Origin of the sequence: Streptomyces fradiae (assembly GCF_041270065.1) — a bacterium.
GTDB lineage: Bacteria > Actinomycetota > Actinomycetes > Streptomycetales > Streptomycetaceae > Streptomyces.
Window position 1 is genome coordinate 1,036,241 of record NZ_CP065958.1, and the last position, 17,687, is coordinate 1,053,927.

Consider the following 17,687-nt stretch of genomic DNA (forward strand, 5'->3'; position numbering starts at 1 on the left):
TCGAGAACTGAAGCAACCCCCATCCAGCCGGAGTGTAGAACATGATTGAGGTCGAGAGGCTCTCGAAGAGTTTCGGCGAGCGAATGCTGTGGCGTGACATCACGCTGACGGTCGGTCGTGGCGAAATGCTTGCGCTTACCGGACCGAGCGGCTCCGGCAAGTCGACCCTCCTGAACTGCCTGGGACTGCTTGACAGGCCGAGTTCCGGTGTCATTCGCCATGAAGGGAAAGACATCACGCGTTTCGGCAAACGCGAGGCCCGCTTGTTCCGCAGGGACACGCTCGGCTACCTCTTCCAGGGATACGCCCTCATCGAAAACGCCACCATCGAAGAGAACCTGGAAGTAGCCGTCAAGCCGCGCCGTGCGCTCCGGGGCAAGGTTGACGCGTCCTTCACGGAAGCGCTGCAGCGCGTCGGGCTGGCCGGGCGGCACAGGGACACGGTGCACCGCCTCAGTGGAGGCGAGCAGCAGCGGGTGGCTCTCGCCCGTCTCATCGTTCAGCAACCGAAGCTCGTACTCGCGGACGAGCCGACCGCCGCTCTGGACCGGGACAACACCGTCATGGTTCTCGAATCGCTACGGGACATGACCCGAGCCGGCTGCACAGTGGTCATCGCCACCCATGACGACACCGTCCGTGACGCCTGTGACAACGTGTTCGACGTGGGAGCGCCACTCGAGGCGAAGCTTTCCTAGCGCCGCTCCGGCAGTTGTCGCGTGAGCATCGCCAGGGTCAGGCTTGCCACTTGGCTGCGGAGACGTGCACTGGGAGTCGAGTGGGCGGTCGGTCATCCAGGGGACTGGTCGTCGGCGTTCCAGTGGTCGCGGAGGACCGCGGAGACCTCGCCGATGGTCGCGCCGGCGGCCAGCGCCTCGTACATCGGCGGGAGCACGTCAGCGCCGGGGCGGGTGGCGGCCCAGCCGAGCAGGATCAGCGCCGCGTCGACGCGGTCGCGGCAGCGCCAGGCACGGAGCTTGGCGAGGCACTCGGTCTGGCGGGCGGTGAGGGGGGGCGGGGCCGGGGGCTTGGGGGCGGGTGACGTGGGGGTGTACGGGGCGGTGGGGGCAGCGACGTCGTAGCGACGGGCGGCGGCGAGGGCGTGGACGCGGTCGATGAGCCGGTCCTCGTATCACGCCCTTGATGCCGGCGGCGAGGGCGACCCAGTCGAGCGGACTGCTCTCCAACAGCGAGCGAACGACGGTCAGTTCTTTATTCGACGCCTCGGGGAGCTCGCCCGACTTCCGGTACTCGACGCCCAGGTGAACGAGCAGCGTCGCGTCGCCCCCGTCGTCCAGGATCATGTTGGGGCCCTCGCCGCCGGGCCAGGTCAGCGCCTGCTCCGTGCACCACCAGTACTCCTCCAGGGTCTCGCCCTTCCAGGCGAAGACCGGAATGCCGGCGGCCGCATACTCGCGGCGGATCGCCATCAGACCCGGCATCTCGCGCTCGGCGAGGGTGATCTCCTTGCGGCCGAACACGGCCAGAGACAGGTCGGCGACCTTGAAGTCAGCGGGCGGCTGCGAGCTCATGTGCTTCTCCGTGAGTTCTGGGGTTCAGGCCGAGGACGTTGGCGTGGATGTCCAGGGCCGCGGTGGAACGATTGAGGGTCATGTAGTGCAGCCCCGGTGCGCCCTCGGCCAGGAGGCGAAGGCTCATCTCCGTCGCGTACTCGACGCCGATCCCATACGCAACATCGCGGTTGTCGCGGGCGGCATCCAGTCTGTGGGCAAGGGATTCGGGGAAGCGGCGGATCTGCCGTACGTCGGTGGCGGGCATGATCTCCGGGATGATCGGGGTCTCGCAGCCGGCCGCCGCGACCCCGTCCCGGAGCCGGAGGTAGTCCTCCGGGGCGAAAAACATCTGGGTGATGGCGTAGTCGGCGCCCGCCTTGCACTTGGCGACGAAGTGCCGGATGTCGCTCTCCCAGTCGGGCGAACGGGGATGCCGCTCCGGGAAGGCGGCGACTCCGACACCGAACTCGCCCAGACTGCAGATCAGTTGCAACAGTTCGTACGCGTGGGTGAAACCGTCCGGGTACGGCGTCCACTCCCCGCGCGGGTCGCCGGGCGGGTCGCCGCGCAGGGCGAGGACGTCCCGGATGCCGGCGTCGGCGTACTGGCCGACGATGTGCCGGAGTTCGGCGACCGAGCGGTCGACGGCGGTGAGGTGCGCGACCGGCCGCAGGGTGGTCTCGGCGGCGATGCACTGGGTGACGTCGATGGTGCGGTCGCGAGAGGAGCCGCCGGCGCCGAGCGCCTCCCGGCCGGCCCGTACGGTCGGCGTGGAGGGCGCCGCGTCCTCGCCGCGGAAGGTGAAGGTGTACTCGGAGGGCGGCGACGTCCGGGTGGACGCGGCGGCCTGAGGCACGTCGGGGCCCGACGCACGCGGCAACCCTCGTCACGAGCCTCGGCAGGCACCATGATGGAGCCGGACCCGGCCGGGCTCGCCTCGGAGTCGGCGGGCCGGCTGGGCCCGGCAAGGCACCCGCCGGGACAGTACGGGGGCGGGCGGGACGTCCCTCACCCCGTGGCGGGCGTTCGGAGCCCGGAGATCGAGGCTTTCGACCCAGGCTTAATTTATGGCGTGAGTCAAACAACAAGGGAAGAGCGTGTCAAGGCCTCGCACCCGGTGTATCTTGCGGAACAGGCGCGAGAGAACGGGGGTTACGGTGCGAGCGACAAGTGGCCGCACAGTTCGCGACCTGCGACGCGAGAACCGCACCACGGTGCTGCGGCGACTCTACTTCGACGGTCCCATGAGCCGCTTCGCGCTCGGACCGGCCACCGGTCTGAGCTCCGGCTCGGTGAGCAACGTGGTCGCCGAACTGGCCGCCGAGGGCCTGGTCGAGGAGGCCGGCAGCGTCGACTCGGCGGGCGGGCGGCCCCGTACGCTGCTCCGGATCAGTCCCGGCAGCGGCTGCATGATCGGCGTGGACGTCGGCGAAACCCGGGTCAGGATCGAGCTGTTCGACCTCACCCTCACCGAACTCGCCCGCACCGAACGCCCGTTGGCCGTCGACGCCGCCGAGCCGCCCGCGCGGTACGAGGTCGGGGTGGTCGTCGGCCACATCCGCGACGGCATCGCCGAGGTCCTTGACACCGCCGGCGTCGCCCCGGAGCGGCTGCTCGGCGTCGGGGTCGGCGTCCCGGGGATCGTCGCGCACGGCGGTCCCGAGGGCGCCGTCGTGCACGGCCAGACCATCGGCTGGGACGCCGTCCCGCTGGAGCGCCTGCTGCGCGAGACCGGTGCCCTGCCCGCCACCGTCCCGTACCGGATCGACAACGGCGCCCGCACCATGGGTCAGGCCGAGCTCTGGTTCGGCGCCGGGCGCGGCGCCCGCAGCGCGGTCTTCGTGCTCGTCGGCTCGGGCGTCGGCGCCTGCGTGGCCACCGACCCGATGGGGCCCGGCCGCGCCCTGGAGTGGGGCCATCTGACGGTACGGGTCCGGGGGCGCCGCTGCCGCTGCGGCGCGCTCGGCTGCCTGGAGGCGTACGCGGGCGCAGAGGCCCTCGTCGCCCGCTGGCGCGAGGCGGGCGGCAACCCGCCGGCCGGCGCCGACGAGGAGACGGCCCTGGCCGCCCTCCGCACCGCCGCCGACGCCCTCGACACCACGGCGGTCGCCGTCCTGGAGGAGACCGCCGAGTACCTCGGCGCGGGCGTCTCCGACCTGATCAACCTCTTCCAGCCGGAACGCATCCTGGTCGGCGGCTGGGCCGGCCTCCAGCTCGGCGACGCCTTCCTCGACCAGGTCCGCGCCCACGCCCGCGCCTACGCGCTCCACCACCCCGCCGCCCGCGTCACCATCGGCCTCGGCACCCTGGGCCCGGAGGCCGTCACGATCGGCGCCGCGATCCTCCCCCTCGCCGACTTCTTCGCCCACGGCGGCCGCCGCGCCGAACCGGAAACCCCGGAGTCGGAAGCCCCCGGGACCCAGCCGGCCTGGCGGACGACCCTGCGGGAACGGACGGCGCACTGAGGCCCGCCCGGGACTGGGGCTCCGGCCCACGTTAGGGTGCGGCGTGCCTCCGCGAACCGCCCCCGCCACATCTCCCGTACCTCCGGCGCCCCTTGTCGCCCGCGGCCCGCTCCGCGACGCCGTCCTGCTCGCGCACGAGGAGGACGGGCAGCGGTGGCCGATGCTCGTGTGGGCGCCCGGGCCGGGGACCCGGATGGTGTCGAGCGCCGTGCTGGGCGGGGGCATCGGGGAGCGGGGCTGGGTGCTGAACGCACAGGTGCCGCCGGGGTACGGGCGGCTCGACCCGGTCGCCCATCTGCGGGCGCTGGCCGCGGACGCCGGGCTCGACGGGCCGGGCGTGGGCCTGATGACGGCGGCTCCGGTGGCCGAGCGCTGCCACGCGGCGGACGACGGCGCCGAGGCCGTGGTCACGGCCGGCATCGGCGTACGGGGCTGGGCGGCCGTCCCCGACGACGGCGCCCTCGCCGCGCCGCGCCGCCCCGGCACCATCAACATCCTCGTCTCGCTGCCGGTGCCGCTCACCGACGCCGCCCTCGTCAACGCCGTGGCCACCGCCACCGAGGCCAAGACGCAGGCCCTGGTGGAACTGGGCGCGGACGCCTCCGGCACGCCCACCGACGCCGTGTGCGTGGCCTGCCCCTCCCCTCGCGCGGACGACGGGCGGGAACCGGAGGCCTTCGCCGGGCCGCGCTCCCTGTGGGGCGCGCGGCTCGCCCGCGCGGTGCACCGGGCAGCCCGGGAGGCCTGCGCGGCAGCCCTTGCGCGCCCCGACGGAGACGGCCGGACGGATCGCGTCCCCGTGTACGGCTGACGCGGAGCGCCCGCGTCCGACAGCATGGGCGGCGCATGCGGATCAAGGCGCATACGAGTCGATGGGAGAGGTACGAGATGAGCGGTGTGGCGCGCAGGACGGTCGTCGCGGCGGCGGGCGGAGCGGGTCTGACGGCGGCCCTCGCCGCCTGCGGCGGCGGCGACAGCGGCGACAAGAACGGCTCGGGCGGCTCCGGCGGCTCGGACGTGCACGAGGAGAACGCGCCGCTCGCGACGACCGGCGACATCCCGGTGGGCGGCGGGAAGGTGTTCGCCGACAAGGGCGTGGTCGTCACCCAGCCCAAGCAGGGCGAGTTCAAGGCCTATTCGTCCCGTTGCACCCACCAGGGCTGCGCCGTGGGCAGCGTGGCGGACGGCGTGATCGTCTGCCCCTGCCACCAGAGCCGTTTCGACGTCAACGACGGCAGTGTGAAGCAGGGACCGGCGACGAAGCCCCTGGAGCCGATGCCGATCGAGGTGGCCGGGGAGGTGATCAGGCTCGCCTGACCCCGCCGTCCCCGTGGGCCCGGGACGCCCGCCTGGGCGCCTTCCAGCAGCCGAGCACGTCGTCGGTGGTGGCGATGGTGGCGACCAGGGCGAGGGTGTTGCGGATCATCGCGGGGGTGTAGTCGGCCGGCACGCCCGCGATGGCGTCGGCCGGTACCACCACGGTGTAGCCGAGGTTCACGGCGTCGAACACGGCGTTGGGAATGGCGACGTTGGCGGAGACGCCGGTGACGACCAGGGTGCGGCAGCCGAGGTTGCGAAGGAGCGGGTCGACGTCGGTGCCGGCGATCGGCGAGAGGCCGTGCAGCCGCCGCACCACCAGGTCCTGCTCGGCCACCTCGATCGGTGCGGCGATCCGTACGGCGGCGCTGCCGGTGTGCTGCTGTACGGGCAGCCGGGCGGCGGCGCGGAACAGGCGCGCGTTGTGGTTGGCGCCGCGCCCGTCGGGGCGCCGTTCGGCGACGGCGTGCAGGACCTGCACATCGGCCTCGTGGGCGGCCGCGACCAGCCGGGCGACGTTGTGCAGGGCGCCCGACGAGCGGGCCGCGGCGGCGAGTTCGGGCAGGGCACTGTCCCCGCCCACGACGCCCTGCTGGCACTCGACGGTGAGCAGCACGGCCCCGTCCGGTGCGAGCTGTTCCCTGAGCTGTTCCCTGAGCTGTTCCCTCAGCGGTTCCCTGCGCCGATTCCCCTCGCCCATGACGTCCTCCTCCTTGCTCCCGGCTGCCCGTAGGCCCCATGATTTCTGACACTCCATCAGAAATCCCCGAAATCCAGAAGGGTGCGCACGATGAGCGTCGCACAGCGCCGCGGACGCCGGATCATGATGACTCCGGCCGAGCTCGACACCTTCCTCTCCGAACAGCGCACCTGCCGGGTCGCGACCGTGTCGGCCGACGGCCGCCCGCACGTCAGCGCGCTCTGGTTCGCCTGGGACGGCACCTCGCTCTGGCTCTACTCGCTGACCCGCAGCCGCCGTTGGGCCGAGCTGCGGTCCCGGCCGCAGGTCGCGGTGGTGGCCGACGACGGGGTGGAGTACGGGGAGCTGCGCGGCGTGGAGCTCTCGGGCACCGTGGAGTTCGTCGGCGAGGCGCCGCGCACGGGTGAGCCGTGCCCCGAACTCGACGCCGTCGAGCGCCTCTTCGCCGCGAAGAACTTCGGCCTCGACGCGATGCCGCACGACGGCCGCCACGCCTGGCTGCGGCTCACCCCGGACGCCGTCGCGTCCTGGGACTTCCGCAAGATCTGAGCCCCGCGCCGGAGGGGTGCGCGGCTCAGCTCTCGTGCGTCGCGCCCGCCTCCCGCAGCGCCTCGACGACCGCCCGGATCGAGGGGCGGCGCCCCGCATCCGTACGCCAGGTCGCGTAGATGTGGCGGCGCACCGGCTGGCGTACCGGCACGAAGGACACCCCGTCCATGGTCGCCGGGCGGCCGAGCCGGGGCGCGACGCACACACCGAGCCCGGCCGCGACCAGGGCGAGCTGGGTGTGGTGGTCGCCGGCGACATGGGCGATGCGCGGCTCGATGCCCTTGCCGCGCAGCGTGAACATCAGCCAGTCGTGGCAGAACTCGCCGGCCGGCCAGGAGACCCATTCCTCGTCGGCGAAGTCGTCGAGCTCGACGGAGGCGCGCCCGGCCAGCGGGTGGTCGGCGGGCAGCGCGACATCGGCGGAGTCGTCGAGCAGATGGGCCCGTTCGAGGCCGGCGGGGACAGGGGCCCGCTTGTTGTTCCAGTCGAGGACGACGGCGAGGTCGCTGTCCCCGCGCAGCACGTCACGGGTCCCGAAGTCCGGTTCCAACTCGGCGGTGTGCACGCGCAGTTCGGGGTGGGCCGAGCGCAGCGCGCGGATGGCGGCGGGGAACAGGCCGCGCATCGCGGTGGGGAAGGCGGCGATCCGCACCTCGCCGACCACCTGGCCGCGCTGCGCCTCGATGTCCGCCTGGGCGAGCTGCACCTGCGAGAGGATCCGGGAGGCGTGCTCGGCGAGCAGCAGGCCGGCGTCGGTGAGCCGGATCCCCCGGCCACTGCGGGCGAGCAGCTGCTGTCCGATCTCGCGCTCCAGTTTGGCCAGCTGCTGCGAGACGGCGGAGGTCGTGACGTGCAGGCCTTCGGCGGCGCCGCTCACGGAACCGTGCCGCGCGACGGCGTCCAGGGTCCGCAGGCGCTCCAGATTCAACATGTAAGCGATTCTAAGAGGTCGCCTCCAATAATTCTCGCTTGTACTACGAGGTCGGCTCGGCCACCCTGAGTTCCATGAGCAGCCCCGCCACCCCTTCCGCACCCCGCCGGCCGCAGGTCGACTGGCGCGTCCGCTTCGGCGCCCTCGCCCTGATCTGGGGCTTCAGCTTCCTCTTCATCAAGGTCGGCACGGACGGCTTCGCGCCGTTCCAGGTGACCTTCGGCCGGCTTCTCTTCGGTACGGCGGTGCTGGCCGTCGCCATGGTCGTGAAGCGCGACCGGCTGCCGCGCGGCGCGCGCACCTGGGGCCATCTGACGGTGGCGGCGTTCCTGCTCAACGCGCTGCCGTTCTCACTGTTCTCGTACGCGGAGCTGACCATCCCGTCGACGCTGGCGGGCATCTGCAACGCGACGACCCCGCTGTGGGGCATGCTCCTGTCCCTGGTGGCGCTCTCCGAGGACCGGCCCACCCGGGTGCGCGCGGCGGGCCTCGGCATCGGCTTCGTCGGGGTGCTCACGGTGCTCGGCGCCTGGCAGGGCTTCTCGGGCCTGGACGTCACGGGCACGGCGCTCGCACTGCTCGCCTCCTTCAGCTACGCGGTCGGCTGGATCTACGTGCGCCGCACCCTGGCCGGCACCGGCGCCTCGAACCTCTCCCTCGCGGGCTCCCAGGTCGGCCTCGCCACGCTCCAACTGGCCCTGGTCACCCCGCTGTTCACCAGCTGGCCGGAGTCCTTCGCGGTCCTTCCGCTGCTCTCGGTGATCGCCCTGGGCGCGCTCGGCACGGGCTGCGCGATGCTGCTCCAGTACGGCGTGGTGGCCGAGGTCGGCCCGACGACGGCCTCCATGGTCACCTACTTCATCCCGGTCATCGCGACCGCCGCCGGCGTCGCCCTCCTCGGCGAACAGCTGTCCTGGAACACCCCGGTCGGCGCGATCATCGTCCTCGCCGGCGCCGCCCTCACCCAGAGCCGCGGCCCGCGCCGCACCAAGCCCACGTCGCCCGTGGCCGCCGCCCCGACCGAAGCCCCGCGCCCGGAGACCGCCGGCACCCGCTCGTAGCGCGGGGCCACGCCCTCAGCCGTAACTCCGCGCCGGCGCCGGCCCCGCCGCGTACGCCACCGCGTCGGCGAGCGGTTCGAGGTCGGTCCGGGCGAGGCCGGAGACGGTGAGCCGGACCGCAGGGCCCGCGTCCATGCGGAAGCGGGCGCCGGGGGCGACGGCCCAGCCGGCGGCGAGGAGGCGGGCGACGGCGCCGGTCTCGTCGGCGACCGGGACCCAGACGTTCATCCCGCTCCGCCCGTGCGCCTCGACGCCGCGCCGGGCGAGGGCGCGCACCAGGCCGTCCCGCCGCGCCCCGTACGAGGCGGCCACCGCCGCCGGGTCGATCGCGCCCGTGGTCCACAGGTGCACCACGGCCCGCTGGAGCAGCCGGCTGACCCAGCCGGGGCCGAGCCGTTGCCGGCCGAGCACCCGGTCGACGGTCTCCGCGTCGCCGGTGAAGGCGGCGATCCGCAGGTCGGGGCCCCAGGCCTTGGCGACCGAGCGCACGAAGACCCACTTGCCCTGCCCCGTGGCCAGCGGGTGCAGCGGCTGGGCGACGATGCCGTGCCCGTGGTCGTCCTCGACGAGCAGCACGTCCGGGTGCGCCGCGAGGACCGCGCGCAGCGCGGCGGCCCGCTCGGCGGTGACGCAGGCGCCGGTCGGGTTCTGGGCGCGGTCGGTGACGATCACGGCGCGCGCGCCCGCGCGCAGGGCGCGGGCCACCGCCTCGGGCAGCGGCCCCTCGTCGTCGACGGCGACCGGCACCGGCCGAAGCCCGAGCGCGGGCACGAGGTCGAGCAGGCTGCCCCAGCCGGGGTCCTCCACCGCCACCGCGTCGCCCGGGCGCAGATGCGCGGCGAGCACCCGCTCGACGGCGTCGAGCGAGCCGGAGGCGACCCCGACCGGCCCGGCCGGCACACCGCCCGCATCGAAGGCCGCGCGGGCGAGCCGCGCGAACTCCTCGTCGACCGGCGCCTCTCCGTACAGCGGGGCCCGCTCGGCGTACTCGCGCGCGACCGCGGCCAGCACCTCGCCGAGCGGCGGGAGCAGCGCGGGGTCCGGGCTGCCGTTGCTCACGTCCCGCACGCCCTCGGGGGCGTCGACCCGGATCGAGCCGCGCGCGGTGGTGGCGGGCGCGGCGCGCACCCGGCTGCCGCGCCGCCCGTCGGTCTCGATCACCCCGCGCTCGCGCAGGGTGCGGTAGGCGGCGGCCACGGTGTTCGGGTTCACCCCGAGCCCGGCGGCCAACTCCCGCATGGGCGGCAGCAGTTGTCCCGGCTTGAGCTGCCCGGCACCGACCCCGCGCTCGACGCTGGCGGCGATCTCCGATGCACGGCGACCTTCGATCCGATACTCTCCTAGCACAAACCAGATTATGCACTAGTGCAATGGAGTTCGCAATGCCGGAGACACAGGCGACCACGGCCACCGCCGCCGGGACCGGGACGACCGGGGCCGGGGACGGGGAGTACGCCCCCACCGAGCGCACCGTCCCCACCCGATCCCGGGAGCGCGCCTCGTACGACCGCGCGCTGGTGCACTCGATCCTCGACGAGACCTACCTCTGCCACCTCGGCTTCGTCCGCGACGGCGCGCCCGTCGTGCTCCCGACCCTCTACGGGCGGATAGGCGAGCGGCTCTACGTGCACGGGTCCACCGGCTCCCGGCCGCTGCGGTCCGCCGGCCGGGGCGAGGACGCGCCGGGCCTGCCGGTCTGTCTGACCGTGACCCATGTGGACGGCCTGGTGCTCGCCAAGTCCGCCTTCCACCACTCGATCAACTACCGCTCGGTCGTGGTGCACGGCGTCGCCCACCAGGTCACCGACCCCGAGGAGCTGCGCACCGCGCTCGACGCGCTCGTCGACCACGTGGTGCCGGGCCGCGCCGCCGACTCCCGGCCCGGCAACGCCAAGGAGCTCGCCGCCACCGCCGTGCTCCGCATCGACCTCGCCGAGGTCTCCGCGAAGGTCCGCACCGGCGGCCCCAACGACGACCCCGAGGACGCCGCGCTCCCCCACTGGGCCGGCGTGGTCCCCGTACAGCGCGGCTACGGCACCCCGGTCCCGGCCGCCGGCCAGTCCGACGCGCTGCCGCTGCCCGGCTACCTCGCCGGCCTCGCCGCCCTGTAGGAGGACCGCCATGCTCATCCACCCCTGGGACGCCGCGCTCGACGAGGGCGAGTGGCGGGACTGGCTGGCCCGCCACGACTTCGGCCAGCTCGCGGTGAACGGCGCGCCCGGCGAGCCTCCGTGGGTGCAGCCGCTGCACTTCCGTTACGAGCCGGAGCCCGGCCCGTACGGCCAGGCGCTCACCCACCTCGCCCGGCCCAACCCGCTCTGGCGCGACCTGGAGCGCTCGTCCGCCGTGCTGCTCAGCGTGGTCGACGACTACGTCTACGTGCCCGGCCACTGGACCGCCCCGGACGGCGCGCCGTCCGCGCACGGCACCCCGACCTCCTTCTACGCGGCCGTCCAGCTGCGCTGCACCGCGCACATCGTGGACGACCCGGAGGAGAAGGCGGAGCTGCTCAACCGCCAGGTCGCCCACTTCCAGCCGGAGGGCGGCACTGCCCCGGTGGCCCCGGGCGAGGCGCCGTTCGGCCGGATGCTCCCGGGCATCCGGATGCTGCGGCTCGAAGTGACCGACGTACGCGCCAAGTTCAAGTACGGCGGCAACAAGCCGGCCGACATCCGCGACCGTGTCACCGACCGCCTGTCCGACCGCCGCGGCCCGGGCGACGCGGCGGCCCTCGCCCACAAGGCCCGCCGCACGCCCGGCGCCGAAGGCCAGGTCGCGCTCTAGCCGGGGGTCGCCACCGTCCCCCTGGTCTCGGCGAAGGCCAGACCGGTCACCGCGAGCAGCAGGAGCAGCGTTCCGGCGACCGTGGCGGCGGTGAGCTGTTCGCCGAGCAGGGTGACCGCGATGACCGCCGCGCTGACCGGCTCCAGGAGCATGATCACGGAGACGGTGGCGGCGCGGACGACGGCCGCCCCGGCGAAGTAGAGCGCGTAGGCGAGGGCGGTCGGCACGGCCGCGACGTAAAGGAGCAGGGCGGGCAGCCGCAGCGGCGCGTCGGTGTGCGGCAGCAGGCCCTCCGCCCAGGCCATGGGCAGCAGCCCGACCATGCCGACGGCGAAGGCCCAGGTGGTCGTCGACAGCGCGTCGCCACTGCCGCCGGTGCGGCCGAGCCAGCGGGTGAGCAGGGTGATCGCCGCGTATCCGGCGGCGGACAGGACGGCGAGGACGACGCCGAGCGGGCGGACCTCCGCCCCGCCGCTGCCGAGGACGAGGACGCCGAGCCCGGCGAGCGCGCCGCCGACCGCGGCGGCGCCGCCCACGCCGATCCGCTCGCCCATCAGAAGGCGCGCGCCGACGGCGATGAGCACGGGCCCGGCGCCGAGGGTGACGACCGTGCCGACCGCGAGCCCCGTGGCCTGCACGGCGGCGAAGTAGGCGCTCTGGAAGACGGTCAGGCCGATGCCGGTGCCGAGGATCCGGACGAGCCGACGGCGTCGCGGCTCGGGAGCGGCCGGAGTCCTCGGTCCCCGCCGCAGCGCGAGCGCGCCGAGCAGCAGGACGAGCCCGCCGGCGCAGCGCCAGAAGGAGAGGGCGAGGGGACCCATGTCGCTGGCCCGGAAGACCAGCGAGGCGGCGGCCCCCGCGGTGCCCCAGGCGATTCCGGCGACGATCAGATAGGTGAGGCTCCGCCCGGTGGACAGGGCGGGGCCGAAGGAATTCGACACGTGCGTTCTTCTCCGTGTGAAGACAGGAAGGTTGGTGGTCGCTGGGCTCCGCGGGCGGGCAGCGACGAACCGCCCGGGGGCCATGTGTCGGCACGCCCGGGCCCGGTCTTCGTCAGCGGAAGGTGCCGCCCGCGCTAGGCGGCGGGAGGCGGAAGAACGGTCGAATGCATGAGCGGCACCCTACGCGGAGTTCCGCCCGGCCGTCACCTCGGCGTCCTCGTCCGCCGTGACGGATGCGGCGGCCGACCCGGCCACCGGCTCGGCGGCCGCGGCCTTGGGCGTCGACGACTGCGCGATGAACGCGCCGACGAGGACCACGGCGCCGCCGAGGATCTGCGGCGCCGCCAGGTGCTCACCGAGCAGCACCCAGGCGAGGACGGTCGCGATGACCGCCTCCAGGCAGGCCACCACGCCCGCGACCTGCGGAGAGAGCTTGCGCACGGAGATGACGCCGGTGACGTACGCGAGGACGGTGGCGATCAGCACGACGTAGCCGATCAGCAGCCCGGCCGGGACCTCGGTGCCGTTCATGTCGGCGGTGCCGGCGAGCACCGACCAGTCCATGCCCCACGGGCGGGCGACGGCGGTGAGCACGAGCGCGCCGCCGAGGAGTCCGTACGCGATGACGCCCAGCGGGTCGGCAGGCTCGGCCTCGTCGCTGCCCTGGTCGGAGAGGACGAAGTAGCCGACCTGGCAGCAGGCGGCGGCGAGCGCGAGGAGCAGTCCGAGCAGGTCGAAGCTCAGCCCCGACCAGACCTGGACGACACAGGCGAGACCGCCGACGGCGAGGACGACGCCGAGCGCGGCGCGCCGGGTGACCGGCCGGCGCTGGACGAAGCGGACCCAGCCGAGGACGAGCGCGGGGGCGAGGTACTCGATGAGCAGGGCCACGCCGACCGGGATCCGGGAGATCGCGGCGAAGTAGCAGGCCTGGACGCCGGCGACGGCGAGCAGTCCGAAGCCGGCGAGCAGCGCGGGCTTGCGGCGCACCAGGTCCCGGTGGCGCCAGGCCACGGGCAGCATGACGAGGGCGGCGCCGGCCACCCGGAGCCACACCACATGGAGCGGGTCGAGTCCCGCCTCGATGAGCGGCTTGGCCGCCACTCCCGAACCACCGAATGCGAAGGCCGAGGCCAGGGCGAGTCCCAGGCCGGCGCTTCTCCCCTGAGACGCGTGCATCGGGCCATCATGACAGGACCCGGTCAGGTGCGTAACCCCCGTTACACCTGTTGAGACGGGTGCTCGATCCGGGCGGTCAGCGCACCCGGATCGACCCCGGCCCGGCGCAGCACCTCGGCGGCCCGGCTGTCCCGGTCGACGGCGAGCGCGGCGAGCAGATCGAGGCCGCGCACCCGGCTGTCGCCGCGCAGGGCACCACGGTGGGCGGCACGGTCGAAGGCGCCGGCGAGGGCGGCGGCGGCCGCGGGCGACCAGCCGGCGGCGGCGGTGTCGGCCCCACGCAAGACGGGAAGCGTGGCGCCGGTGTCCTCGACGGAGCGCTGCCAGCGCAGGCCGTAGCCGATGGAGCGCTGAACGAGATAGCCGAGGACACGGGCGCGCCGGTCGGCGTCACCGAGCGCGGCGGCCGCCCCGGGGTCGGCCTCGACGAGCGAGTGCAGCAGGTGGGCGGTGTCGATCTGCCGGTCACCGTCCCGCAGGGCCCGCCGCCGGGCGCCGTCGAGGGCGCGCATGAGCTCCGCGGTCAGCCGGTCGGCGAGGTCGGCCCGGCGCTCGGCGGGCAGCAGCCGGGGCACCCGGGGCGCGGGCGTACGGCCGGAAAGGCAGTCGGGGCGGCGGTCGGGCGACGGGACCGGAGGGACGGGAGCGTGCACCCTTCCACCTCATCAGCCCCGGAGCGCGCGGTCATCCTCGGCGAGGAGCATGTGCGCATCCCACCGGGGTTGGGTACGGGCGGTCGATTCCTCCTCCTTGCGGATGAGATCGCGCGAGTTCGCCTCTCGGGGCGCGCGCCGCCTTGCCCCGCGCCCTCCACGCAACCACACGGCCGCCCTTCACCGTCCTTTCAGACATGTTCTGGATGGTGGCCCTGCTCGCGCAAGACGGGCGGCAGTACGTCTACCGCGTGTACGCGCCGCGGGCGGCGCTGCCGGCCGACCTCTTCTGGGCCGCGTTCCACTGTCACGACGAGGGCGGCGGTCCGCGCGCCTCGGACTGGTTCGACTCCGCGCAGATCTGGTGGTTCGACGGCGTCGACGGCGAGCCCGCAGAACTGACGGTTCATCAGTATTGAATGTTCGCGCCCCTGCGGCTACGTTCCGCGACACCGATAGCCCGACTGGTACGCGTGAAGGGGTGGTCCCATGGCCGAAGTCAGCGCGGAGGCACGCATCGAGGCACCGGCCGAGAAGGTGTGGGCGCGGCTCACCGACTTCGGTTCGTACGGGGAGTGGAACGCCACCCACACCAACTTCCCGAACGGCGGCCCGGCCGCCCTGGAGGCGGGCGCGACCTTCGCGGAGAACATGAAGCTGATGGGCTTCCCCGCCGAGGTGACCTGGACGGTGGAGGAGCTGGAGACCGCCCGGGTGTTCGCGATCCGCGGCAAGGGCCCGATGGGCGTCGTCGTCGGCACGCGCTACTCCCTCACCGCCGACGGCGACGCCACCACGGTACGGATCGACGGGGAGTTCACGGGTGCGGCCGTCTCCCTGATGGCCGGCAAGCTCAAGGACTCGGCGACGGCCGCGCTGACCGAGTCGCTGCGCAAGCTGGCCGGCCTGGTCGGCTGACCGGCCGGCGCGTTCCGTACGCGAAGGGGCCCCGCGGCATGCGCATGCCGCGGGGCCCCTTCGTGACCGTCAGCCGCTCAGTGCCCGTCGGGTCAGTACTCGTCGGGTCAGTGCTCGTCGGCCAGGATCAGGTACAGCTTCTTGCGGGCCTCGTTGATGACCTCCACGGCCTTCTGCCGCTGCTCGGCGTCACCGGTCTTCCAGACCTGCCCGAAGGCCTCCATCAGCCCGAAGCCGGCCTGCCGGATCTCGTTCAGGGCCTCCCAGTCGACACCGCGCCCGGCCTCCTCCCACGGGGCGTCCGGCCCCGCCTCGGCCTCCGTGCGCCCGGCGTCGGTGAGCGTGAACAGCTTCTTGCCGCCCTCGCTCTCGCTGGTGATCAGCCCCTCGTCCTCCAGCATCTGAAGGGTCGGGTAGACCGAGCCCGGGCTGGGCTTCCAGGTCCCGCCGCTGCGCTCGACGATCTCCTGGATCATCTCGTAGCCGTGCATCGGGCGGTCCGTGAGGAGGGCCAGGATCGAGGCGCGCACATCGCCGCGCCGCGCCCGCCCCCGCCCCCCGCCGGGACCGCGACCGCGCCCGCCCCAGGGGCCACCGCCCCACGGCCCGCCGCCCCAGCCGGGCCCGAACTGCCCGAAGGCCGCCCGCCGCCCCTCGAAGTCACCACGAGGTCCGGGGCCGCAGTGCCCGCGTCCGGCACCGGGGCCGTTCCCGCTTCCGTGTCCGAATTCATGTCCGTAGGTACGCATCGCAACGCTCCTTCCGTCGAGATTCATCGAGATTCATCGAGATTCATCGAGATTCATCGCTGAACTGTCGCGATGCCTCAACGATATATCGGAACTGTTCTCCGAGCAAGCACCGAACAGCTCACCGATCGGTCCAGCGGTCCGCGATTGGCCTTGGCCCGGGGTTTTGCGCGTCCGGTACGTTCCGGGTCATGCGGATTCGAATCGTCGACGCCTTCACCGACCGGCCCTTCTCCGGCAACCCGGCCGGCGTCCTGCTCCTGGACGCCTTCCCGGAGGACGCCTGGCTCCAGAAGGTGGCCGCCGAGGTCAACCTGTCGGAGACCGCCTTCGCCCACCCGCTGCCGCCGGGCGGCGACGCGGACTGGGCGCTGCGCTGGTTCACCCCCACCACCGAGGTCGACATGTGCGGCCACGCCACCCTCGCCACCGCCCACGTCCTGCACAGCACCGGCACCGCCACCGGCACCGTCCGCTTCGCCGCCCGCTGCGGCCTGCTGATCACGACCGCCGAGGCCGACGGCACGATCACCATGGACTTCCCGACCTCGTCCCTCACCCCGGTCGCCGCGCCCGAGGGCCTGGCGAAGGCGCTGGGCGCGGAGCCGGTCGCCGTGCACGACACCGCCGCGCACATCGGCGACCTGGTCGTGGAACTGGCCGACGAGGCGACCGTGTGCCGGCTGACCCCGGACTTCGCGCTGCTCAGCACCCTGTCCGACCGCGGGATCATCGCGACGGCCGCCGCGGAGGACCCGGAGGGTCCGTACCAGTTCGTCTCGCGCGGCTTCTTCCCGGCCGTCGGCATCGACGAGGACCCGGTCACCGGCAGCGCCCACACCGCGCTCGCCCCCTACTGGTCGGCCCGCTTCGGCCGCGCCGAGCTGACCGGCTTCCAGGGCGGCGCGCGCACCGGCCTCGTCCGCACCCGGCTGCGCGGCGAGCGCACCCTGCTGACCGGCCACGCGGTGACCGTGATCGACGGCGAGCTGCACGCCTGAGAACCCCGGGGACCCCGGGGACCCCAGGGACCCCAGGGACCCCGAGACGCGGAAGGGGCGTACGGCCGATGCCGTACGCCCCTTCTTCCGCCGAACGCGCTCACACCGTGGGCAGCCAGCCCACCTTCCCGGCGAGCAGCCCGTAGCCGACGAAGGCCACGATGTCGAGCAGCGAGTGCGCCACCACCAGCGGCCCGACCCGCCCCCAGCGCCGGTACAGCCAGACGAAGACCACGCCCATCACCATGTTGCCGAGGAAGCCGCCGATGCCCTGGTAGAGGTGGTACGAGCCGCGCAGCACCGAGCTGGCCGCCATCGAGGCCTTCGGGGACCAGCCCAACTGGTCGAGCCGGCGCAGCAGATAGCCGACGACGATCACCTCCTCCACGACGGCGTTCTGGATCGCCGAGAGGATGAGCACCGGGTACTTCCACCACACGTCGGGCAGCGACTCGGGCACCACGGTGAGGTTGAAGCCGGAGGCCCGGGCCGCCAGGTAGAAGGCCAGTCCCGCGCTGCCGATGCCGGCCGCGACGAGCGCGCCGCGCCCCAGGTCCGGCCAGGGCCGGGTGCGGTCGAAGCCGATCGCCCGCAGCCCGCGCACCCCGGCGCCCTCGCGCAGCAGCAGATGCGCGACCAGGGCGACCGGTACGAGCGCGGAGGCGATGCCGAAGAGCTGCCAGGCCAGATCGAGCCAGGGCCGCCCCGGCGCGTACGAGCCGTTGAGCGTGGCGGCCTGCTCCTTGAGGGCGCCCGGCTTGGTCAGCGAGCCGATGAAACTGATCAGCGCGGAGACGCCGCTCGCGCCCAGCGAGAGCGCGAGCACGAGCAGCGTCTCGGAGCGCAGGATCCGGCGCGAGGGGCCGCCGGGAGGCAGGGAAGCGTCCACCACATGTTGCTCCGACACCACACCTGTCTCCCATTC

At 73.6% G+C, this 17,687-nt stretch carries 21 protein-coding genes and 1 pseudogene; 11 read left to right on the plus strand and 11 right to left on the minus strand.

Annotated features, from left to right (window positions below):
* The first annotated feature begins 41 nt into the window (after window positions 1-41).
* Entirely contained in the window at window positions 42-698 is a 657-nt protein-coding gene (locus JAO84_RS04605; protein ID WP_370410646.1) for an ABC transporter ATP-binding protein, read from the plus strand.
* Window positions 699-790: 92 nt separating this feature from the next.
* Here JAO84_RS04605 and JAO84_RS04610 read toward each other — a convergent pair whose 3' ends face one another.
* The 3 genes and pseudogenes from JAO84_RS04610 to JAO84_RS04620 all read right to left on the minus strand — a co-directional run bounded on the left by JAO84_RS04610 (window position 791) and on the right by JAO84_RS04620 (window position 2,370).
* Window positions 791-1,117, minus strand: a complete 327-nt coding sequence (locus tag JAO84_RS04610; RefSeq protein WP_370416658.1) for a methylmalonyl-CoA mutase family protein — start codon at window positions 1,115-1,117, stop codon at window positions 791-793.
* Window positions 1,118-1,133: 16 nt separating this feature from the next.
* Window positions 1,134-1,532, minus strand: a pseudogene (locus JAO84_RS04615) (adenosylhomocysteinase); the annotation flags it as partial.
* A complete protein-coding gene (locus tag JAO84_RS04620) occupies window positions 1,510-2,370 on the minus strand; it encodes a methylenetetrahydrofolate reductase (RefSeq protein WP_370410648.1) in 861 nt (286 codons plus the stop codon). The gene JAO84_RS04620 and the pseudogene JAO84_RS04615, both read right to left, overlap by 23 nt.
* Before the next feature lie 301 nt (window positions 2,371-2,671).
* Here JAO84_RS04620 and JAO84_RS04625 point away from each other — a divergent pair, with 301 nt between their 5' ends.
* The 3 genes from JAO84_RS04625 (at window position 2,672) to JAO84_RS04635 (ending at window position 5,296) form a co-directional block, all read left to right on the plus strand.
* The gene (locus tag JAO84_RS04625; protein WP_370410650.1) at window positions 2,672-3,979 is read left to right on the plus strand and encodes an ROK family protein; all 1,308 of its coding nucleotides are present in this window, start codon (window positions 2,672-2,674) and stop codon (window positions 3,977-3,979) included.
* A gap of 160 nt (window positions 3,980-4,139) precedes the next feature.
* Complete coding sequence (locus JAO84_RS04630; protein WP_370416659.1) at window positions 4,140-4,790, plus strand: adenosylcobinamide amidohydrolase; 651 nt, start codon at window positions 4,140-4,142, stop codon at window positions 4,788-4,790.
* Between the two features lie 77 nt (window positions 4,791-4,867).
* A complete protein-coding gene (locus JAO84_RS04635) occupies window positions 4,868-5,296 on the plus strand; it encodes a Rieske (2Fe-2S) protein (protein ID WP_370410652.1) in 429 nt (142 codons plus the stop codon).
* On the opposite strand, the gene JAO84_RS04640 is transcribed toward JAO84_RS04635, so the two are convergent.
* Window positions 5,283-5,996 carry a cysteine hydrolase gene (locus JAO84_RS04640; RefSeq protein WP_370410654.1) on the minus strand — a complete coding sequence of 238 codons (714 nt, stop codon included), beginning with the start codon at window positions 5,994-5,996 and terminating at the stop codon, window positions 5,283-5,285. The two genes, JAO84_RS04635 and JAO84_RS04640, sit on opposite strands and share 14 nt — an antisense overlap.
* 90 nt (window positions 5,997-6,086) lie before the next feature.
* Here JAO84_RS04640 and JAO84_RS04645 point away from each other — a divergent pair, with 90 nt between their 5' ends.
* A complete protein-coding gene (locus JAO84_RS04645; RefSeq protein WP_370410656.1) occupies window positions 6,087-6,545 on the plus strand; it encodes a pyridoxamine 5'-phosphate oxidase family protein in 459 nt (152 codons plus the stop codon).
* Window positions 6,546-6,570: 25 nt separating this feature from the next.
* Here the strand turns inward: JAO84_RS04645 and JAO84_RS04650 are convergent, their stop codons facing one another.
* Entirely contained in the window at window positions 6,571-7,476 is a 906-nt protein-coding gene (locus tag JAO84_RS04650) for a LysR family transcriptional regulator (RefSeq protein WP_370410658.1), read from the minus strand.
* Window positions 7,477-7,550: 74 nt separating this feature from the next.
* Here JAO84_RS04650 and JAO84_RS04655 point away from each other — a divergent pair, with 74 nt between their 5' ends.
* The gene (locus JAO84_RS04655) at window positions 7,551-8,537 is read left to right on the plus strand and encodes a DMT family transporter (RefSeq protein WP_370410660.1); all 987 of its coding nucleotides are present in this window, start codon (window positions 7,551-7,553) and stop codon (window positions 8,535-8,537) included.
* A 15-nt stretch (window positions 8,538-8,552) separates the two neighbouring features.
* On the opposite strand, the gene JAO84_RS04660 is transcribed toward JAO84_RS04655, so the two are convergent.
* A complete protein-coding gene (locus tag JAO84_RS04660; protein WP_370410662.1) occupies window positions 8,553-9,884 on the minus strand; it encodes an aminotransferase class I/II-fold pyridoxal phosphate-dependent enzyme in 1,332 nt (443 codons plus the stop codon).
* 35 nt (window positions 9,885-9,919) lie between these two features.
* On the opposite strand from JAO84_RS04660, the gene JAO84_RS04665 reads away from it, so the two are divergent.
* Together JAO84_RS04665 and JAO84_RS04670 are read left to right on the plus strand one after the other, a co-directional pair.
* Window positions 9,920-10,648 carry a pyridoxamine 5'-phosphate oxidase family protein gene (locus JAO84_RS04665; protein ID WP_370410664.1) on the plus strand — a complete coding sequence of 243 codons (729 nt, stop codon included), beginning with the start codon at window positions 9,920-9,922 and terminating at the stop codon, window positions 10,646-10,648.
* Between the two features lie 10 nt (window positions 10,649-10,658).
* Window positions 10,659-11,321 (plus strand): FMN-binding negative transcriptional regulator, encoded by a 663-nt coding sequence (locus tag JAO84_RS04670; protein ID WP_370410666.1) that lies wholly within the window; start codon window positions 10,659-10,661, stop codon window positions 11,319-11,321.
* Here the strand turns inward: JAO84_RS04670 and JAO84_RS04675 are convergent.
* The 3 genes from JAO84_RS04675 to JAO84_RS04685 form a co-directional block, all read right to left on the minus strand.
* On the minus strand, window positions 11,318-12,262 hold the full coding sequence (locus JAO84_RS04675; protein WP_370410668.1) for a DMT family transporter: 945 nt from the start codon (window positions 12,260-12,262) through the stop codon (window positions 11,318-11,320). The genes JAO84_RS04670 and JAO84_RS04675 overlap by 4 nt on opposite strands.
* Window positions 12,263-12,442: 180 nt before the next feature.
* Window positions 12,443-13,441 carry a DMT family transporter gene (locus tag JAO84_RS04680; RefSeq protein ID WP_370410670.1) on the minus strand — a complete coding sequence of 333 codons (999 nt, stop codon included), beginning with the start codon at window positions 13,439-13,441 and terminating at the stop codon, window positions 12,443-12,445.
* A 41-nt stretch (window positions 13,442-13,482) separates the two neighbouring features.
* Window positions 13,483-14,016: a Clp protease N-terminal domain-containing protein gene (locus JAO84_RS04685; protein WP_370416660.1), complete on the minus strand. Its 534-nt coding sequence runs from the start codon at window positions 14,014-14,016 to the stop codon at window positions 13,483-13,485.
* 275 nt (window positions 14,017-14,291) lie between these two features.
* Here JAO84_RS04685 and JAO84_RS04690 point away from each other — a divergent pair, with 275 nt between their 5' ends.
* Window positions 14,292-14,513, plus strand: a complete 222-nt coding sequence (locus JAO84_RS04690) for a hypothetical protein (protein WP_370410672.1) — start codon at window positions 14,292-14,294, stop codon at window positions 14,511-14,513.
* A 70-nt stretch (window positions 14,514-14,583) separates the two neighbouring features.
* A complete protein-coding gene (locus JAO84_RS04695) occupies window positions 14,584-15,012 on the plus strand; it encodes an SRPBCC family protein (RefSeq protein WP_370410674.1) in 429 nt (142 codons plus the stop codon).
* Between the two features lie 107 nt (window positions 15,013-15,119).
* On the opposite strand, the gene JAO84_RS04700 is transcribed toward JAO84_RS04695, so the two are convergent.
* A complete protein-coding gene (locus tag JAO84_RS04700) occupies window positions 15,120-15,761 on the minus strand; it encodes a PadR family transcriptional regulator (protein WP_265866864.1) in 642 nt (213 codons plus the stop codon).
* Between the two features lie 191 nt (window positions 15,762-15,952).
* Between JAO84_RS04700 and JAO84_RS04705 the strand changes: the two genes are divergently transcribed.
* Window positions 15,953-16,762, plus strand: coding sequence for a PhzF family phenazine biosynthesis protein (locus JAO84_RS04705; protein ID WP_370410677.1), 810 nt, complete (start codon window positions 15,953-15,955; stop codon window positions 16,760-16,762).
* A gap of 100 nt (window positions 16,763-16,862) precedes the next feature.
* Here the strand turns inward: JAO84_RS04705 and JAO84_RS04710 are convergent, their stop codons facing one another.
* A complete protein-coding gene (locus JAO84_RS04710) occupies window positions 16,863-17,654 on the minus strand; it encodes a CPBP family intramembrane glutamic endopeptidase (RefSeq protein WP_370410679.1) in 792 nt (263 codons plus the stop codon).
* Window positions 17,655-17,687 lie beyond the last annotated feature (33 nt).

Excerpts from the sequence above, each read along its gene's own strand:
- JAO84_RS04705 (WP_370410677.1), top strand. The coding sequence starts at position 15,953 with ATGCGGATTCGAATCGTCGACGCCTTCACCGACCGGCCCTTCTCCGGC.
- JAO84_RS04640 (WP_370410654.1), bottom strand. The coding sequence starts at position 5,996 with ATGGGCGAGGGGAATCGGCGCAGGGAACCGCTGAGGGAACAGCTCAGG.
- JAO84_RS04670 (WP_370410666.1), top strand. The coding sequence starts at position 10,659 with ATGCTCATCCACCCCTGGGACGCCGCGCTCGACGAGGGCGAGTGGCGG.
- JAO84_RS04650 (WP_370410658.1), bottom strand. The coding sequence starts at position 7,476 with ATGTTGAATCTGGAGCGCCTGCGGACCCTGGACGCCGTCGCGCGGCAC.
- JAO84_RS04665 (WP_370410664.1), top strand. The coding sequence starts at position 9,920 with ATGCCGGAGACACAGGCGACCACGGCCACCGCCGCCGGGACCGGGACG.
- JAO84_RS04695 (WP_370410674.1), top strand. The coding sequence starts at position 14,584 with ATGGCCGAAGTCAGCGCGGAGGCACGCATCGAGGCACCGGCCGAGAAG.
- JAO84_RS04605 (WP_370410646.1), top strand. The coding sequence starts at position 42 with ATGATTGAGGTCGAGAGGCTCTCGAAGAGTTTCGGCGAGCGAATGCTG.
- JAO84_RS04645 (WP_370410656.1), top strand. The coding sequence starts at position 6,087 with ATGAGCGTCGCACAGCGCCGCGGACGCCGGATCATGATGACTCCGGCC.
- JAO84_RS04700 (WP_265866864.1), bottom strand. The coding sequence starts at position 15,761 with ATGCGTACCTACGGACATGAATTCGGACACGGAAGCGGGAACGGCCCC.
- JAO84_RS04655 (WP_370410660.1), top strand. The coding sequence starts at position 7,551 with ATGAGCAGCCCCGCCACCCCTTCCGCACCCCGCCGGCCGCAGGTCGAC.
- JAO84_RS04630 (WP_370416659.1), top strand. The coding sequence starts at position 4,140 with ATGCTCGTGTGGGCGCCCGGGCCGGGGACCCGGATGGTGTCGAGCGCC.
- JAO84_RS04635 (WP_370410652.1), top strand. The coding sequence starts at position 4,868 with ATGAGCGGTGTGGCGCGCAGGACGGTCGTCGCGGCGGCGGGCGGAGCG.
- JAO84_RS04680 (WP_370410670.1), bottom strand. The coding sequence starts at position 13,441 with ATGCACGCGTCTCAGGGGAGAAGCGCCGGCCTGGGACTCGCCCTGGCC.
- JAO84_RS04690 (WP_370410672.1), top strand. The coding sequence starts at position 14,292 with ATGTTCTGGATGGTGGCCCTGCTCGCGCAAGACGGGCGGCAGTACGTC.